The following is a 17209-nucleotide window of genomic DNA, read 5'->3' on the forward strand; positions in this document are numbered from 1 at the left end:
GCGTTATCCCAATTTACGTGCGCCTGCCGTGTCTAAACGGCAAATATGTACAAAGCCTTCATCGTTCTGCAAATAATGCTGGCTGAGCCAGTCAGCCATGCGCTGCGCCGTTTCACCCTTATCGCATACGGCAAACAGCGTTGGACCCGAGCCTGAAATGCCACAGGCCAACGCTCCAATATCCTGTGCGGCTTTACGCGCATCGGCAAAGCCTGGCAGCAGTTTGGTGCGGTACGGTTCCGCAATCACATCGCGCATCAGTTTGGCCGCCAGCAACGGCTGTTGCGTATGGCAAGCGTGAATAAAGCCTGCCAGGTTACGTCCATGAGCAATACACTCTTCTTTACGGTACTGCGCGGGCAAAATCGCACGCGCTTCTGCCGTCGATACTTTGATACCAGGATAAGCCATCACCCACAGCCAGTCATCAAATCCTGGCACGCCCTGGCTAATAATACCGTTCTCTTCCAGCATCAGTTGCAGGCCCCCGAGGAAACAAGGTGCAACGTTATCGTAATGCACGCTACCGGAGATACGGCCTTCCATCTCGCCCATGAGTGTTAACAGTTCAGTCTCGCTCAATGGCTTGTTGCAAAATTCATTCATGGCCACCAATGCGGCTACCACAGAGCACGCGCTGGAGCCCAGCCCGGAGCCGATGGGCATGTTTTTTTCCAGTTTCATCGCTACCGGCACGTTTTTACCGATCGCTTCGCAGAAGCGTTCCCAGCACTGGTAAACAATATTCTCTTTTGGATCGTGTGGGAGTTTACTGACAAAACGCCCTTCGTTGACCAGGCTAAATTGGCTGGCCGCCTCGACGCTCACGCAGTCTCCGAGTAATGAACCGTCAACCGGAGAAACGGCGGCGCCTAATACATCAAACCCCACGCTGACGTTGCCAATTGAGGCCGGTGCATAAATTTTTACCATGATTAAACTCCCAGCTTCCATGACAACGTACGCAATAAATCAGCAAATACGCCGGCAGCAGTTACATCATTACCGGCACCATAGCCGCGCAATACCAGCGGTATTGGCTGATAATAGCGGCTGTAAAAGGCCAGCGCATTCTCACCATTTTTTACTTTATATAGCGGATCGTTGCCATCAACGGCGTCAATTTTTACCTTGCAAACCCCGCCCTCTTCAATCACGCCGACAAACCGTAGCACTTTCCCTTCATCCCGCGCTTTTGCTACCCGGGCAGCAAACTCGTCATCCAGTTCCGGCAGCTGTTGCATAAAAGTGTCAACGTCTTCAATGGCACTGAGATGTTTCGGCAGTACAGGTTCAATATCGATGTCACTCAGTTCCCATTGATAACCCGCCTCACGAGCAAGAATCAGGAGTTTGCGTGCGACGTCAGTACCGGACAAATCTTCCCGCGGGTCGGGCTCGGTGAACCCCATATCTCGCGCCAGCCGGGTTGCCTCTGAAAGCGAGACACCCTCATCCAGTTTGCCGAAAATAAATGACAATGAGCCGGAAAGAATGCCGCTAAAGCGAATCAATTCATCCCCGGCATTCAGCAGGTTTTGCAGGTTTTCAATGACAGGCAGTCCCGCGCCAACGTTAGTATCATACAAAAACTTGCGGCGCGATTTTGCCGCCGCAGCACGCATCTGTTGGTAATAGTTCCAGGACGCAGTGTTGGCTTTTTTGTTTGGCGTAACGACGTGGAAACCATCCGCGAGGAAATCAGCATATTGATCGGCGACCGCCTGGCTTGAAGTACAATCGACAATAACCGGGTTCAGCAGATGATACTCTTTCACCAAACGATTCAGCCGTTCAAGATTAAAAGGCTCAGTTGCGCCATCGAGCGCAGCTTTCCAGTTAGTCAGCTCAATCCCATGTACACTGGTCAGTAGCGCGCGCGAATTCGCGATCCCGCACACACGCAAATCAATATGCTTTTTCTTCAGCCAGCTCTGCTGCCGATGTAACTGGTCAATCAACGCGCCGCCAACGCCACCGACGCCTACCACAAAGACTTCAATGACCTGGTCGGTATTGAACAGCATCTGATGTACTACACGCACACCCGTGGTGACATCGTCATTACTCACCACAACCGAAATAGAGCGCTCAGAAGAACCCTGCGCGATCGCAACAATATTGATATTGGCTCGTGCAAGGGCCGAGAAAAACTTGGCAGAAATACCACGCTGCGTGCGCATGCCATCACCTACAACGGATATAATCGCCAGCCGCTCAGTCACATCGAGTGGTTCCAGCAAACCGTCTTTTAATTCAAGATAGAATTCTTCTTCCAGCACGCGTCGTGCGCGTACCAGCTCAGCCTGCGATACGCAGAAACTGATGCTGTACTCAGAAGAGGACTGAGTGATCAGCACCACTGAGATACCCGCCCGCGACATCGCAGCAAAGACTCGGGCTGCCATGCCGACCATCCCTTTCATCCCCGGCCCTGAAACATTCACCATCGCCATATTATTCAGGTTAGTAATGCCTTTGACCGGATTCTCATCATCCACCTCATCGCCGCCAATCAACGTTCCCGGGGCCTGGGGATTCGCAGTATTCTTAATCAGACAAGGGATCTGGAACTGGGCTATCGGAGTGATAGTACGGGGATGTAATACTTTAGCGCCAAAATACGAAAGCTCCATGGCTTCCTGGTACGACATTGATTTCAGCAAACGAGCATCAGGGACCTGACGTGGATCACAGGTATAAACCCCATCAACATCGGTCCAGATCTCACAGCAATCGGCACGTAAACAAGCGGCAAGGACCGCGGCTGAATAATCCGAGCCATTACGGCCCAGCACCACCAACTCACCACGCTCATTACCGGCAGTAAACCCGGCCATCAGGATCATATTTTCGGTCGGAATCAGGCTGGCGGCAATCCGCCGTGTGGATTCGGCGATATCCACCGTCGAATCAAGGTAATGACCAATAGCCAACAGCTTTTCAACGGGATCAATAACGCTGACGTTGTAGCCGCGCGCCTGCAGTAACGCTTCCATAATGGCTATCGAGAGCTTTTCTCCTCGGCAGATCACTGAAGCATTGACGCTATCCGGACATTGTCCCAGCAGACGGATGCCCAGCAGCACCTGCTTCAGTTGAGCAAACTCCTGTTCAACGTGGCTTTTTTGCCCTGCGTAATCAAACCCCGGCTGCGCATCAGCCAAACCTTGCAATAACTCACCAAAAATGCGTTCGGCATCGCTGATATTCGGTGACGCATCCTGGCCGCTGATGGTTTTTTCAATCATCGCCACCAGATGATTAGTAATCTTTGCCGGTGCAGAGAGCACGGTCGCGACCTGTCCCTGCTGTGCATTACTTTCCAGAATGTCGGCAACGCGCATAAATCTTTCCGCATTTGCCACTGAGGTCCCGCCGAATTTCAGCACTCGCATATTTAAAACTCTCCTGAATTTATGCCGAAAAAAAAGCCCGCACTGTTTAGGTGCGGGCTTCTTTTTTTCTTTTTCCTGTATGCGTCAGCCCGCACCGTTACCTGTAGTAATGGTGATGGTAATAATTGTGTTGTTCAGGCTGATAGTACGCATCTGGTTTTTCTTCTGTCTGTCTATTTATGTCCGTCTGTTTTCCAGAATTAAAGCAAACTGTCGGTTAAGTCAATTTTTTTATCGGCCACACATTTTTCAACTTACCCACGACTCCGTTAGTAAAAAGCCGTCCGCCAACTCAAATCTTTTACCCCGGTCATATTTACTGGTCAGTCACGCTGGTAATTCACAATCATACCGAGTTTTTATCTATCAATTTTTTTTCCACATCATGCAGCAGCCGATGCAGCATCGCACTGTCACGCTGTTCGAGTAAGCCAATACGCTGCTGTAACCAGTCAACCAGCTTTTCGTCTTCGCTGACGGCAAGCGTAACCAGCAGATTTTCAATGCGCTGACGTAGCGCGTCTAACTGTTGCCCATCGGCTGGTTGCTGTCTGGGCAACATCATCGCCTGCCGTAGCGAAGAAAGCTGGTAGCAATACACCATGACCGCCTGGCCGAGATTCAGTGAAGGATAATCATTCGCCATCGGGATACCCGTGAGTAGATCAACCTGGGCCAGTTCTTCATTGGTCAGCCCGCTGTCTTCACGCCCGAACACCAGCGCCATGCTATTTACCCACTGCGCTTTCTCTTCAAGAATGCTCTGCACCTGCTGGGGGGTGGCGTAGTAGCGGAATTTAGCCCGGCTGCGCGCGGTCGTTGCTACCGAAAAATCAATATCGGCCAGCGCATCAGAAAGCGTCTCAAAATGAGCCACGTTATCGAGGATCTCTCCCGCACCATGCGCAACCCAGCGCGCGGCTGGTTCCTGCCATGCCTGGCTGTTCACGATACGCAAGTCAGTAAATCCCATGGTTTTCATTGCACGCGCCGCGGCGCCAATGTTCTCGGGACGGGCAGGAGAGACCAATATTAATGGAAACAGCATGACAGCCTTAAATATGACAAAACTATATGCGTATACTCTGACACGACAGCATGTTAAATGACAGATTCATTTATTTAACATTAACGCAACACAACCACTTCAATGCTGATTAATGATAAAAACAATCCTCTAAATAGCCTTTCTATTTATAAAGGCTTTAAACAAAAACTCTGTCGATATAATTAATACTATTCAATGCACTAAAAATAGATACATCACAATTTCTTATTAATATCGTCTCCTGTGCTGAATCGTGACGACTAATACGGTCTTTGTGAGCTAAGCTGGCATTATGGTAAGCATTTTTCACAAAAGTGTTAACGTGCTACACTTGGTTTTGATATAAGTCAACGAAGCGTTGTTTTAATGCTTATCGGATGTAGTCCATGCTGTTATGTTGCTGTTAATACAGTTAGGATATACCTCGTTTTAGCGATGCCGGGATAGGTTGTTCCATCCCGATGGCTACGCTAACAATGTTGTTGACGTTGATGGAAAGTACATCAAGAACATATTCTGTACTTCGGTTGATTTCTTTGTGCAAAGACCTGTACCTGAGCGATTGACGTTGCGGTATGCCAGTTGATAAAGCGGTCCGGATGAGTCCCCTCATAACAGCGACCAGGTAAGAGATTACCACTGGCCAGTATGGCAACGTGATGCAGAAAAGGATCTTTAAGGAAATCATTTAACGGTCGTACATCCTGTTTTCGATTTTGTTGGCAATTTTAGGTAGCGAACACATGCAGACCCCGCACATACTTATCGTTGAAGACGAATTAGTGACTCGCAATACTCTCAAAAGTATTTTTGAGGCCGAAGGCTACATGGTTTATGAAGCTACGGATGGTGCCGAGATGCATCAGGTTTTGACGGAAAACGACGTGAACCTGGTGATCATGGATATCAACCTTCCAGGTAAAAATGGCCTGCTGTTAGCCCGCGAGCTCCGTGAGCAGAAAGACGTCGCGCTGATGTTCCTTACCGGTCGCGACAATGAAGTCGATAAAATTCTCGGTCTGGAAATCGGCGCCGATGATTATATCACCAAACCTTTTAACCCACGTGAACTGACGATCCGCGCTCGTAACCTGCTCTCCCGAACCATGAATCTGGCCGTGAGTAGTGATGAGCGTAAGTTGGTAGACAGTTACAGGTTTAACGGCTGGGAGCTGGATATCAATAGCCGTTCATTGATCAGCCCTGACGGCGAACAGTATAAACTTCCACGCAGCGAGTTTCGCGCGATGCTGCACTTCTGTGAGAACCCCGGTAAAATCCAAACCCGTGGCGACCTGCTGAAGAAAATGACCGGGCGCGAGCTTAAGCCACACGATCGTACTGTTGACGTAACGATTCGTCGTATTCGTAAGCATTTTGAATCGACGCCGGATACACCGGAAATCATCGCGACAATTCACGGTGAAGGCTATCGTTTCTGCGGCGACCTGCAAGACTAAACTTACCGGGGCGAAGATTATGTACGTTGCCCCGATAAGCCTCCACAGCGGTTACTGTTTCCAGGGCATAATTGGTACAGCACTTAACGCGTTTTTCGGTGAACCGTCGACAACTTTATCTGAATAGCTCAGGTAAACCAGCGCATTACGTTTTTGATCGTAAAAACGTACCACCTGCAGTTTCTTGAAGATTAACGACGTCCGTTTGCGAAAGACCACTTCACCCTGCGTTTTATTGCTGGTAATTTTTTCGCTCAATTCAACAGGACCGACTTGTTGACATGAGATCGCGGCATCCGAGGTATCCTCAGCTAAACCAAGTCCTCCCTTAATTCCGCCCGTTTTTGCCCGACTGATATAACAAGTTACATTTTTTACGTCAGGATCATCAAAGGCCTCAACGAGAATTTTATGATCGGGTCCAAACACCTTAAATACCGTATCTACTGAGCCCACGACCTCAGCATGAGTGGTAAAAGGCGTTAAAATAACGGACGTTACTAATAACCATGCTTTTATTGTCATTACGTTACCATTGCAAAAGAAATAGATGAGATTGTAAGGTAAACCGAGTAAATGATTTCCGTATCAACGCGATATCCTTTTAAATAACTCATTCGCACTGATATAGCACATTCGAATAAATAAAACCGACGCTATTCCCAGGATTTTTTAGTGCTATTATTCATCGACTTTGCTTTCACTGCACCAACACCGCGTACGAAGAGGACGATTTATGGACCAAGCTGGTATCATTCGCGATTTGCTTGTTTGGCTGGAGAGCCACCTGGACCAACCTTTGTCACTCGATAATGTGGCGGCAAAAGCGGGCTATTCAAAATGGCATCTGCAAAGAATGTTCAAGGAAGTGACGACCCACGCGATTGGCGCTTATATTCGTGCCCGCCGTTTGTCAAAAGCAGCGGTGGCGTTACGTCTGACCAGTCGCCCCATCCTTGATATTGCACTGCAGTACCGTTTTGATTCACAGCAAACTTTTACGCGTGCCTTTAAGAAACAATTCGCGCAAACGCCCGCATATTATCGCCGTGCATCAGACTGGAACTCGTTCGGGCTACGCCCGCCGATTCGATTAGGCGACTTCCAACTGCCAGAGGCCAGCTACGTCACGTTACCAGAAACGGTACTGGTGGGACAAACGCAGAGCTACACCTGTACGCTGGAGCAAATCTCACGTTTTCGTGATGAAATGCGTATACACTTCTGGCGCCAGTTCCTGATTGAAACAGATACCGTGCCACCCGTGTTATACGGCCTGCATCAATCACGTCCCAGCCATGAAAAAGATGACGAACAGGAAATTCTGTACACCACGGCGGTACCGTCGGACCAGCTCACGCAAACGATGCAGTCAACACAGACTGTCTTGCTGGAAGCCGGGGATTATGTACAGTTCAGCTATAACGGGCCGAGAAGCGATCTGCAGGACTTTATCCTGCTCATTTATGGCACCTGTATGCCGACGCTTGGGTTGACGAGACGCCAGGGACAAGATATTGAGCGCTTTCATACTCACGGAGGTAAAAAGCGCCAGGATCCACCGCCAGAAATCCGCTGCGATTACCTCATCCCAATCCGCCGATAAGGTACTACCGCAACTCAGCATTCTGCGTGCTGCCCTATTCCGGCCAGCATGCAGGATGTTGAACAACCTAACCCCCCGGACAAAAAAGCCGTTTTTGTCTATCCGGGAGCTCAAGTTACAGCCCGGTTATCATGCTGCAACGTGCTCGCCATTACAGCATCTTCCTCAGCAGCCAAAACTTGCGGATTAGCGCTGCAGTTCATCCAGTGCAGGTGCATCAAGATGGGAAACGTCACCGGCGGTTTCCACGATCCACCCGGCAGCCAACCAGGCGCTCTGCTGATAATCAACACGGGAAAGAGAGCAGTTACGCAAGCGTAGACGGCGTTCCGCACTGGCAGACAGTCCTAATAGCGTACTGACCAATGCCCCTAGTGCCATACCATGGCTGACTAACAGGGGACGGCTACCCACCGGTAGATCCAGACAGGCATTCAGCGCCTGGTGCATACGTTCAGCCAACTCAGACATAGATTCACCCTGTGGAATACGGCCATTCTCAGTACCATTAACCAGCGTCTGACGCCAGCCTTCTTCCTCTTCGGTAAGTGAATCAATAGGACGTTGCTCCAACACGCCCATATTCAACTCCCGCAGGCGTGGATCCAACGTGACGCCACAACCACAGGCATCCGCGATAATTTCGGCCGTGCGACGTGTGCGACCTAAGTCACTGGTAATCACATGGGTAATGCCCAGCGATTTCACTCGCTCACCAACCTGGCGAGCCTGCTGCTCGCCTTTTTCCGTTAGCGCGCTGTCGGATTGTCCCTGAATACGTCGTGCCGCATTCCAAACCGTTTCTCCGTGGCGAACAAGATAGACCTGTAACATGCTTTTTTTCCGTTATACTGCAACAAATTTGTGTTGAGGGTTCAAACAATTATGTACCATGTTGTCGCTGCCACCACCAATCCGGCGAAGATTAGCGCGATCTCTCAAGCGTTCAGCGATGTTTTCGGTGACGGATCCTGCCATATTGAAGGCGTCGCGGTCGACAGCGGCGTTGCTGCGCAACCCATGACAAATGTAGAAACGAGAACTGGCGCACGTCACCGAGTGATGAATGCACGTCAGGTCCGCCCCGAAGCCCATTTTTGGGTGGCGATTGAAGCAGGTATTGAAGAGGATTCGGCTTTCGCGTGGATGGTTATCGAGGATCATAAACAGCGGGGTGAATCGCGTTCGGCCAGCTTTACGCTGCCGCACATCGTTATGAAAGCCATTCACGAAGGTCATGAATTGGGTGATGAAATGGCTCGCCTGACCGGTATCGACAATATCAAGCATCAGGGTGGCGCGATTGGCACATTCACTCATGGTTTGTTAACCCGTACCAGCGTCTATCATCAGGCATTGATTCTGGCCCTTTGCCCCTTTCGAAACGATATCTACACTCTTCACCTTTAGCCGTAGCCAACAATGAGGCAGCGTGAAGGATATCCTCTATACACTAAATCATTCGCGTTGCATCGCGGCGGCAAGCTCCTGAATCCCCGGGAGCTTACTCAGGTAAGTGACCGGGGTGCATGAGCGTAGCCAACAATGAGGCAGCGTGAAGACTATCCTCTATACACTAAATCATTCGCGTTGCATCGCGGCGGCAAGCTCCTGAATCCCCGGGAGCTTACTCAGGTAAGTGACCGGGGTGCATGAGCGTAGCCAACAATGAGGCAGCGTGAAGGATGACGTGTATATCAGCGCTTATCAGAATGCGGTAACAACTGCCCCTCAAGCCACGCCTTCAACGCTGGCGGCGCCGCTTTCAAGCTATTAGATCCACGTGTAATCGTGGCAATACCGGCTCCCAGCTCATTCTTCAGCTCTCGCTGGCTCATCTCGCCACGTATTAACTCTTCAATAATACGCAGCCGCGTTCCGTAAGCCTCACGTTCATCAGGCGTCATCATCAGTTGCAGCAACGGCAGATGTAGGTTCTCAGCAAATGCGCTTTGCATCAGGTCAACAAAGCGCAGCCATGCTTCGCGCTGCTGTTCTTCTGTTACGGTAATTGAAGTCGGTTGCGTCATGTTAAGCCCATACTCGTTAACGAGTACAAGCTTAACATACTTAATAACGCCGCTGCCACTCGCTGTCCGAGAGGATCTTATCAGGTTGTTTCATAAAATGGCGGTAGTAGGCGGCATACGCCAGCACGTTCTTCACATATCCCCGCGTTTCAGAAAAGGGGATGGTTTCGATAAAGGCCACCGCATCCAGTCGCCCTGCGCTATTGCCCAGCCAGGTTCTCACCCGGGATGGGCCTGCATTATAGGCGGCCGATGAGAAAATACGGTTCTGCCCGAACTGCTGATAAACCGACTCCAGATATTGCGTGCCGATTTGAATGTTGGTTTGCGGATCCAATAACTGACTGCTGTTCACATAACCCGGAATATTATAGGACTGCACGGTATGTGTCGCCGTGGCAGGCATAACTTGCATCAAACCAGAAGCCCCAACCGGCGAACGCGCTTTGGGATTCCACGCACTTTCCTGCCGAGCTATCGCCATTGCGTAGCTCTGAGGAATGTTCTTATCACGTGTAAAGCGCTCAAACTGATCTTTGTACGCCAGTGGGAAACGCTCTTCCAGATGATCCCACAATTTACCGCTGATGGTGGCCTGCACGCTAAGATCCCACCAGTCCTGCTCAAAGGCATAACGCGCTAACATCTGCTGCCCGGACGGCGTTTTACTCGTCACCAGATACGCCCATTCACTGCGCGCGAGGTTATCCATATTCCAGTACATTAACTCGCGAACACGAGCAATCTCTTCGCCCTGCCCAACAGTGCTATCGGGATGCACGGCTGCATCAATACGCAGAGGGTAATCGACACCTAACCGCTGCGCCGCCACCATTGGATAAAAACCGCGCTGCTGCATCAGCGCCTTTAAAATTTCCTCACCTTCATCTTTACGACCACGTTCAAGCAGCAGATCGGCCTGCCAGTACTGCCACTCATCCTTCTGCTTAGCTTCAACCGGCAGCCGGGAAAGCCAGGTATTTAAACCACGGCGGTCGTTATTACCCAACGACATACGTACACGCCGTTCAATCAGTGCAGTGGATTCGCTGCGCATAATCACATCGTCGCGCCAGCGTGCCTGCTCACTGGTGACATCATTCCCCATCAAACGCCAGGCGACCGCATCATCAAGTTGTTGGCGATCCTCATCACCCATTTGCTGCAGGCGAACCAGCGTCGGGATCATTGCACGCGCAGTTTCCGCATCCTGCCCAACCATGCGAGTAAACGCGATGACGGTTGCTTGTCGGGTAAAATCCGTTGCGCCAACATTACGGGCGAATGCCTCTACGGTCGTTGGATCGTTTTGCAGATCCATTACCGCATTCGCTATGGTTTGATAATCTGAAGGCAGTTGCTTCGCAAGAAAATTAACGAGGCTGGTGTTTCCGGCCTTCATGGCCAGGCGGATGCGTTCCAGCGTCGTAATCGCCGTTTGCTGGCCCGCTCCCTGCCACACAGAAAACAACTTATCGCAGGCGGTCGGTAGCGACGAGCCCGTGAGCCAAATCTCTTTTGCTCCCGAATAAGCAACCTGCTGTTGGCCCAGTGACCATTGCGCATAATACCAATTGCAACGCGCCGAGACGGGTGCCGGTACCTGCGGACTGAATGCCATCAAACCTCGCCAGTCCTGACGTCGGGCCAGTTCATTAACAAATCGGGAAGCGAGAGAATGCACCGGCGGTAACGTCGGATGCGCTTTAATAAAGTTGCTGACCGCCATGCTGGTTTCTTGATCGAGATTTTGCGACAGCAAACGGTACTCAAGGTAGGGATAGAGCGGATAGTCTCGCAACGTTGGCATCAGCTGATATACCGTATCCATTTGCTTATTATCCCACGCCAGCTTAATTTGCTGGTAACGCTCGCGCTGCGCGTCTAACGCGTCGGCATGGGCACTTCCGGCCATTACGGCCAGCAAGGTTCCAACCATCCAATACTGCCATTTGTCTGCCATGACTTTTCCCACGTTAGCGCCTCTCTTATCCCAGTGTTACAAAAAATAGCTCTTTCATGCTAACCGCGCCGCGCGTATCACGCCATGTTTCCAACAAAATTTTACGTTACGGCTGCAACATACGTTCTCACGGCACCGCCTGCCCCATCATCGCACATCCTTGAGCCATAAATGTGCAAGCGCCGTGAGAAAATTACATTTACTCATTAATAATCAATATATTATAAACATGGCACGCTGTTTGCTGTAGTGAATCCAATCTTGTATACCAGATGGAATTCACACTATGGAATCAATAACAGGGCTAACGCTGCAACAATGGCAACAACATTTTCTGCAGCACGCGGAGACGATCGGCGAAACGCTGAGTGCATTGTTGGATACGCTATCGACCGACGATAATGCCTGGATCTGTCTGGCAAGCCCGGCTCAACTGCAGGCTCAAATTGAGCCACTGCTGACCGCCTGGCATAAAGATCCGAGCGCACTGCCACTCTTCGGCGTGCCCTTTGCAGTAAAAGATAATATTGATGTTGCCGGCTGGCCAACTACTGCCGCCTGCCCTGCTTTGACCTACGTCGCGGCACAAGACGCGACCGCCGTGGCTAACTTAAAGGCCGCAGGAGCGGTGGTCATCGGTAAAACCAATCTCGATCAGTATGCCACTGGCCTGGTTGGAACGCGCTCACCCTTTGGTGCCGTGGTGAATACATTTAATGCTGACTATGTTAGCGGCGGTTCCAGTTCAGGTTCCGCATCAGTCCTGGCCCGTGGACTGGTTGCTTTTGCGTTGGGCACCGACACCGCGGGTTCAGGACGCGTTCCGGCTGGTTTTAACAATATCGTCGGACTCAAACCGACCAAGGGCTGGATTTCAGCAAGCGGCGTGGTCCCCGCCTGTCGCCTTAATGACACCATTTCCATCTTTGCGCTGACCGTTGAAGATGCTTTTATCGTTGCCGGTCACGCAGCGGGTTACGATGCAACAGATGCCTATTCTCGCCACAATCCGGCTTCAGCACCAGCCGCATTGCCAGCAGCCCCCCGCTTCGCCATCCCGGCTAATGTGGTGTTTTTCGATGATGCTCAGGCTGAAGCGGCATGGGAACAGGCGCTCAACGCGCTTAGCGCGAGCGGTGCGACGTTCCAACCCATCGATTTCACCGTTTTCCAGCAGCTTGCTGAACAACTCTATTACGGTCCATGGGTGGCAGAACGCACCGTTGCGGTCGGCGAGATGCTTCAACATCCGGATAAAATGGATCCTGTCGTACACGGTATCATTGCCAGCGGTAAAAATTACAGCGCGACCGACGCCTTTAAAGCGGAATATCTACGTGCCGAACTGACGCGAAAAATACAGCAAACGCTGAGCCAGTTTGATGCATTAGTTGTCCCCACATCGCCAACTATTCATACGCTTGAAGAGATGAAGCAGGAGCCGGTGCGCTATAACTCACAGTTTGGCACCTACACCAACTTCACCAATCTGGCCGACCTGTCGGCACTGGCGCTGCCCGCGCCTTTTCGCACCGATGGGCTACCGGCCGGTATCACGCTGATTGCTCCCGCATGGCACGACCGCGCACTCGCAAGCTTTGGCATGCGTTGGCAGCAACAACTGTCACTGCCGCTTGGCGCTACCGGCAAGCCACAGCCTACCGATCATTTGCCTTTACCCGCATCACCGTTACACGTTCGCCTCGCCGTGGTGGGGGCACACCTCAGTGGCATGCCGCTTAATCATCAGCTCATCAGTCGTAATGCCGTACGGGTTGAAGAAACCAAAACCGCAGATAACTACCGCTTGTATGCACTGGCTAACACCCAACCAGCAAAACCGGGGCTGGTAAAAGCCGAAACCGGTGCCGCGATTATCGTTGAGCTTTGGGATGTCCCTCTGGCGCGCTTTGGTGAGTTTGTCGCGGAGATCCCCGCGCCGTTAGGGATCGGCAATATAACACTGGCAGATGGTCGTCAGGTTAAAGGCTTTATTTGTGAACCTTCAGCACTGAGCGATGCTCGCGATATCACCACTTTTGGCGGCTGGCGTCACTGGCTGACCAGCAAGGAGAACTCTCATGTTTAATACCGTACTGATTGCGAACCGTGGTGAAATCGCCTGCCGGGCGATACGGACATTAAAGCGTTTAGGCATTACCAGCGTCGCGGTCTATTCCGATGCGGATAAAAATGCGCAGCATGTGAAAGATGCTGACATCGCTATTGCCCTCGGGGGCGAAAAAGCCGGTGACAGCTATCTGCGCATCGACAAAATTCTCGCCGCTGCGCAGGAAAGCGGCGCTCAGGCGATTTGGCCCGGCTACGGCTTTCTGTCCGAAAGCCTGCCGTTTGCTGACGCATGTGAACAGGCTGGCATCATCTTTATCGGCCCCACCGCGCAGCAAATCGGCGAGTTCGGACTGAAACACCGGGCGCGTGAATTAGCGGCAGAGGCAGGTGTACCAATGACGCCGGGCACTGCCCTGCTGGCTTCGCTTGAAGAGGCGCAGGAAGCAGCAGAAAAGATCGGTTATCCGGTCATGCTTAAAAGTACTGCGGGCGGCGGCGGCATTGGCTTAACCCGTTGCGCAGATGCCGATGCACTGCGCAATGCCTGGGAAAGCGTTCGTCGCCTGGGTGAACATTTTTTCAGTGATGCCGGCGTATTCCTTGAACGCTGTATCGACCGGGCTCGCCATGTTGAAGTACAAATATTTGGCGACGGTAAAGGTAAAGTGATTGCCCTCGGTGAACGCGATTGCTCGCTGCAGCGTCGCAACCAGAAAGTGGTAGAAGAAACACCCGCGCCGGGTTTACCTGCCGCAACCCGTACCGCACTGCTAGACTCCGCCGTTAAACTGGGCGAACTGGTCAATTACCGCAGCGCAGGAACCGTAGAATATATTTATGATGCCGAACGTGATGCTTTTTACTTCCTGGAAGTGAACACGCGCTTGCAAGTAGAGCATCCGGTTACCGAAAGTGTGACCGGGCTCGATCTGGTGGAGTGCATGCTACAGGTCGCCGCCGGAATTCCCCTCGACTGGGAACGGATGGCACAGCCTCCCGTCGGCGCATCTATTGAAGTCAGGCTCTATGCCGAAGACCCACTGAAAAACTTTCAGCCCAGCCCGGGTGTACTCACTGAAGTCTGTTTCCCCGAAGGCGTACGTGTTGACGGCTGGGTGAATACCGGCACCCATGTTTCTGCGTTCTACGATCCGATGATTGCCAAGCTGATCGTACATGCAGAAAACCGAGAGGCTGCACTGAAAAAAATGCAGGAGGCTCTGAGCCAAACCCGCCTGCACGGTATTGCCACTAACCTCGACTATCTGCGTCAGATTATTGCCACCGATGCTTTTCACAGCGGCAATGTCTGGACCCGCATGCTCGATAGTTTTACCCCGTCAGCACAGGTAATTGAAGTGGTACAGCCCGGAACCTGGAGCAGCATACAGGATTATCCGGGACGTCTTGGCTACTGGGATATTGGTGTGCCTCCTTCTGGCCCGATGGACGATTTCGCCTTCCGCCTGGCGAACCGCATCGTGGGTAATGCCGAAGAGGCTGCGGGACTTGAGTTTACTCTGCAAGGCCCAACACTGCGCTTTCATAGCGATGCCACTATTGCTCTGACCGGTGCAGACTGCCCGGCAATGCTCGATGGTGAGGCGATCGGTTATTGGCAGCCGGTGGACGTGAAAGCCGGTCAAACCCTGGCATTGGGACGTGCGCAGCATGGCTGCCGTACTTACCTGGCGGTACGCAACGGCTTTGATGTGCCGGTGTATCTTGGCAGCCGTTCGACATTTGTGCTGGGCCAGTTTGGTGGCCATGCTGGCCGCACGTTGCGCGTCGCCGATATGCTGGCGATCTCCCAGCCACAGCTGGCTGCCTGCACGACGCCAGCCCCCACCAGCGCACCGCAGGCTATCCATTCATCACTGATACCAGAGTATGGTGACGAATGGCGTATCGGCGTGCTGTATGGTCCACATGGCGCACCGGATTTTTTCACTCAGGAATCTATTGATGCGTTCTTTGCCAGCGAATGGCAGGTTCACTACAACTCTAACCGTCTTGGCGTCAGGCTGGAAGGCCCTAAACCAAGCTGGACACGCGCTGACGGTGGCGAAGCAGGCCTGCATCCTTCAAACGTCCACGATTGTGAATACGCGATTGGCGCGGTGAACTTTACCGGTGACTTTCCGGTAATTCTGACGCGTGACGGTCCCAGCCTTGGTGGTTTTGTTTGCCCGGTGACGATTGCGAAGGCGGAACTATGGAAAGTGGGTCAGGTTAAACCTGGCGATCGTATTCGTTTCCATCCTATCGATTTTCACCATGCGCAGGCACTCGAACAAGCGCAGACAGCAAGTATTGAAAACCTGACCGCCGCGTATGTCCCTAACGCTGAGGCACCCTCTCTTGCCGAAACGGAGCTGGGTTCAGCAACACTACTGGCAGCAGTCAAAGCAACATCGACAACCCCAACGGCAGTTTATCGTCAGGCGGGGGATAATTACGTACTGATTGAATACGGCGACAACGTGCTGGATCTGGCGCTGCGTTTGCGCGTGCACCTGCTAATGAATGCGATCCGAGAGGCCGCGCAGCCGGGAATAGAAGAACTCTCACCGGGCGTACGCTCATTGCAGATCCGCTATGACAGCCGCCAGATCAGCCAGAAGGATCTGCTCGCACTGCTACTCTCGCTGGAAAAAAACCTGGGTGAAGTAAATAACATGCGGGTTCCGTCGCGCATTATTCACCTACCGATGGCCTTTGAAGACAGCGCCACGCTGGGAGCGGTGTCACGCTATCAGGAAACGGTTCGTGCCAATGCGCCATGGTTGCCCAATAACGTTGACTTTATTCAACGTATCAATGGGTTACCAAATAGAGAGGCGGTTAAAGAGACCATTTTTGACGCCAGCTATCTGATTCTCGGCCTCGGCGATGTTTATCTCGGCGCGCCCTGCGCGGTACCGGTTGACCCCCGTCATCGCTTACTCAGCTCCAAATATAACCCGGCGCGCACCTTTACGGCAGAAGGCACCGTCGGTATCGGCGGAATGTACATGTGCATTTATGGCATGGACTCACCCGGGGGATATCAACTGGTGGGCCGCACGCTGCCGATCTGGAACACCTTCCTTAAGAACTCACAGTTTTCCGCCAGCGAACCCTGGCTACTACGTTTCTTCGATCAGGTACGTTTCTATCCGGTCAGCGAAGCCGAGCTGGATACACTGCGTGACGATTTCCGCGAAGGCCGCGCGGCTATCACGATTGAAGAAAGCATTTTCGATTTTGCTGAGCACCGCCAGTTTCTTGAAACACATGCCGAGTCAATCGCCGAGTTCCGTCAACACCAGTCACGCGCTTTCGCAACCGAAGTGGCTCTGTGGCAGGAGGAAGAAGAAGGTGCGCCGCTCACCAGTGAAGAGAATCTTCAACTCCCTGACACCGACGAACACGCCCTGCAGGTTAGCGCAGATATGAACGGTAACATCTGGAAAGTCCTGGTGAAACCAGGTGATGAAGTGGTCGCGGGCCAGCCGTTGATCATCGTAGAGGCAATGAAAATGGAGCTAACCATCCATGCACCTCAGGGCGGCCGCGTCAAACAGATTGGCTGCCAGCCAGGCCGTCCCGTTAGCCCCGGCGATGCTTTGCTGTGGCTGGAATAAGGAGC

At 52.1% G+C, this 17209-nt stretch carries 13 protein-coding genes and 1 other annotated feature; of the genes, 5 read left to right on the forward strand and 8 right to left on the reverse strand.

Features of this window, described 5'->3' with window-relative positions; translation table 11 throughout:
• Positions 1–3: 3 nt before the first annotated feature.
• The 4 genes from thrB to J1C60_RS14890 all read right to left on the reverse strand — a co-directional run bounded on the left by thrB (position 4) and on the right by J1C60_RS14890 (position 4446).
• Positions 4–933 carry a homoserine kinase gene (thrB, locus tag J1C60_RS14880; RefSeq protein ID WP_128178960.1) on the reverse strand — a complete coding sequence of 310 codons (930 nt, stop codon included), beginning with the start codon at positions 931–933 and terminating at the stop codon, positions 4–6.
• 2 nt (positions 934–935) lie between these two features.
• Positions 936–3398 carry a bifunctional aspartate kinase/homoserine dehydrogenase I gene (gene thrA, locus J1C60_RS14885; protein WP_128178961.1) on the reverse strand — a complete coding sequence of 821 codons (2463 nt, stop codon included), beginning with the start codon at positions 3396–3398 and terminating at the stop codon, positions 936–938.
• A 26-nt stretch (positions 3399–3424) separates the two neighbouring features.
• Positions 3425–3544 (reverse strand) — a sequence feature (Thr leader region).
• Complete coding sequence (gene thrL / locus J1C60_RS18735) at positions 3483–3551, reverse strand: thr operon leader peptide (RefSeq protein WP_128179144.1); 69 nt, start codon at positions 3549–3551, stop codon at positions 3483–3485. Its footprint overlaps the feature before it by 62 nt.
• 193 nt (positions 3552–3744) lie before the next feature.
• The gene (locus J1C60_RS14890; RefSeq protein WP_128178962.1) at positions 3745–4446 is read right to left on the reverse strand and encodes a tRNA/rRNA methyltransferase; all 702 of its coding nucleotides are present in this window, start codon (positions 4444–4446) and stop codon (positions 3745–3747) included.
• A 743-nt stretch (positions 4447–5189) separates the two neighbouring features.
• On the opposite strand from J1C60_RS14890, the gene arcA reads away from it, so the two are divergent.
• The gene (arcA, locus tag J1C60_RS14895; protein ID WP_128178963.1) at positions 5190–5906 is read left to right on the forward strand and encodes a two-component system response regulator ArcA; all 717 of its coding nucleotides are present in this window, start codon (positions 5190–5192) and stop codon (positions 5904–5906) included.
• Between the two features lie 51 nt (positions 5907–5957).
• Here arcA and creA read toward each other — a convergent pair whose 3' ends face one another.
• Entirely contained in the window at positions 5958–6431 is a 474-nt protein-coding gene (gene creA / locus J1C60_RS14900) for a protein CreA (protein WP_128178964.1), read from the reverse strand.
• 211 nt (positions 6432–6642) lie between these two features.
• On the opposite strand from creA, the gene robA reads away from it, so the two are divergent.
• Positions 6643–7512 carry an MDR efflux pump AcrAB transcriptional activator RobA gene (gene robA, locus J1C60_RS14905; RefSeq protein WP_128178965.1) on the forward strand — a complete coding sequence of 290 codons (870 nt, stop codon included), beginning with the start codon at positions 6643–6645 and terminating at the stop codon, positions 7510–7512.
• A gap of 186 nt (positions 7513–7698) precedes the next feature.
• Here robA and gpmB read toward each other — a convergent pair whose 3' ends face one another.
• Entirely contained in the window at positions 7699–8346 is a 648-nt protein-coding gene (gpmB, locus tag J1C60_RS14910; protein ID WP_128178966.1) for a 2,3-diphosphoglycerate-dependent phosphoglycerate mutase GpmB, read from the reverse strand.
• Positions 8347–8397: 51 nt separating this feature from the next.
• Here gpmB and yjjX point away from each other — a divergent pair, with 51 nt between their 5' ends.
• Positions 8398–8922 carry an inosine/xanthosine triphosphatase gene (yjjX, locus tag J1C60_RS14915; RefSeq protein WP_128178967.1) on the forward strand — a complete coding sequence of 175 codons (525 nt, stop codon included), beginning with the start codon at positions 8398–8400 and terminating at the stop codon, positions 8920–8922.
• A 287-nt stretch (positions 8923–9209) separates the two neighbouring features.
• Here the strand turns inward: yjjX and trpR are convergent, their stop codons facing one another.
• A complete protein-coding gene (gene trpR / locus J1C60_RS14920; RefSeq protein ID WP_128178968.1) occupies positions 9210–9542 on the reverse strand; it encodes a trp operon repressor in 333 nt (110 codons plus the stop codon).
• Positions 9543–9582: 40 nt separating this feature from the next.
• Positions 9583–11505: a murein transglycosylase gene (sltY, locus tag J1C60_RS14925; RefSeq protein WP_128178969.1), complete on the reverse strand. Its 1923-nt coding sequence runs from the start codon at positions 11503–11505 to the stop codon at positions 9583–9585.
• A gap of 286 nt (positions 11506–11791) precedes the next feature.
• Here sltY and atzF point away from each other — a divergent pair, with 286 nt between their 5' ends.
• Positions 11792–13594 (forward strand): allophanate hydrolase, encoded by a 1803-nt coding sequence (gene atzF, locus J1C60_RS14930; protein ID WP_128178970.1) that lies wholly within the window; start codon positions 11792–11794, stop codon positions 13592–13594.
• Positions 13587–17204: an urea carboxylase gene (uca, locus tag J1C60_RS14935; RefSeq protein WP_128178971.1), complete on the forward strand. Its 3618-nt coding sequence runs from the start codon at positions 13587–13589 to the stop codon at positions 17202–17204. Before atzF ends, uca begins: the two co-directional genes overlap by 8 nt.
• Positions 17205–17209 lie beyond the last annotated feature (5 nt).

Origin of the sequence: [Pantoea] beijingensis, from assembly GCF_022647505.1 — a bacterium.
In the GTDB taxonomy this organism is placed as follows: domain Bacteria; phylum Pseudomonadota; class Gammaproteobacteria; order Enterobacterales; family Enterobacteriaceae; genus Erwinia; species Erwinia beijingensis.